The organism is Macrococcus sp. DPC7161 (genome assembly GCF_004117835.1).
Classification (GTDB): domain Bacteria; phylum Bacillota; class Bacilli; order Staphylococcales; family Staphylococcaceae; genus SDSC01.
Map to the genome: position 1 here is coordinate 1 of NZ_SDSC01000020.1, position 1,516 is coordinate 1,516.

The following is a 1,516-nucleotide window of genomic DNA, read 5'->3' on the forward strand; positions in this document are numbered from 1 at the left end:
AGAGTGCTTGCACTCTTTGATGTTAGCGGCGGACGGGTGAGTAACACGTGGGTAACCTACCTATAAGACTGGGATAACTTCGGGAAACCGGAGCTAATACCGGATAATATTTTTCTCTGCATGGAGGAATAGTGAAAGACGGTTTTGCTGTCACTTATAGATGGACCCGCGGTGTATTAGCTAGTTGGTGAGGTAACGGCTCACCAAGGCAACGATACATAGCCGACCTGAGAGGGTGATCGGCCACACTGGGACTGAGACACGGCCCAGACTCCTACGGGAGGCAGCAGTAGGGAATCTTCCGCAATGGACGAAAGTCTGACGGAGCAACGCCGCGTGAGTGAAGAAGGTTTTCGGATCGTAAAACTCTGTTGTAAGGGAAGAACAAGTACGTTAGTAACTGAACGTACCTTGACGGTACCTTACCAGAAAGCCACGGCTAACTACGTGCCAGCAGCCGCGGTAATACGTAGGTGGCAAGCGTTATCCGGAATTATTGGGCGTAAAGCGCGCGTAGGCGGTTTCTTAAGTCTGATGTGAAAGCCCCCGGCTCAACCGGGGAGGGTCATTGGAAACTGGGAGACTTGAGTGCAGAAGAGGAGAGTGGAATTCCATGTGTAGCGGTGAAATGCGCAGAGATATGGAGGAACACCAGTGGCGAAGGCGGCTCTCTGGTCTGTAACTGACGCTGAGGTGCGAAAGCGTGGGGATCAAACAGGATTAGATACCCTGGTAGTCCACGCCGTAAACGATGAGTGCTAAGTGTTGGGGGGTTTCCGCCCCTCAGTGCTGCAGCTAACGCATTAAGCACTCCGCCTGGGGAGTACGGTCGCAAGACTGAAACTCAAAGGAATTGACGGGGACCCGCACAAGCGGTGGAGCATGTGGTTTAATTCGAAGCAACGCGAAGAACCTTACCAATTCTTGACATCCTTTGACAACTCTAGAGATAGAGCTTTCCCCTTCGGGGGACAAAGTGACAGGTGGTGCATGGTTGTCGTCAGCTCGTGTCGTGAGATGTTGGGTTAAGTCCCGCAACGAGCGCAACCCTTATCTTTAGTTGCCATCATTAAGTTGGGCACTCTAGAGAGACTGCCGGTGACAAACCGGAGGAAGGTGGGGATGACGTCAAATCATCATGCCCCTTATGAATTGGGCTACACACGTGCTACAATGGACGGTACAAAGGGCAGCAAAACCGCGAGGTCAAGCAAATCCCATAAAACCGTTCTCAGTTCGGATTGTAGTCTGCAACTCGACTACATGAAGCTGGAATCGCTAGTAATCGTAGATCAGCATGCTACGGTGAATACGTTCCCGGGTCTTGTACACACCGCCCGTCACACCACGAGAGTTTGTAACACCCGAAGCCGGTGGAGTAACCTTTTAGGAGCTAGCCGTCGAAGGTGGGACAGATGATTGGGGTGAAGTCGTAACAAGGTAGCCGTATCGGAAGGTGCGGCTGGATCACCTCCTTTCTAAGGATAATACGGAAAAGGAATTTTTAAATTCCTTA

The 1,516-nt window shown here is 51.4% G+C and carries 1 rRNA gene; it reads left to right on the forward strand.

From position 1 onward, the window contains the following. Positions 1-1,478, forward strand: a 16S ribosomal RNA gene (locus ER639_RS11875); the annotation flags it as partial. Positions 1,479-1,516 lie beyond the last annotated feature (38 nt).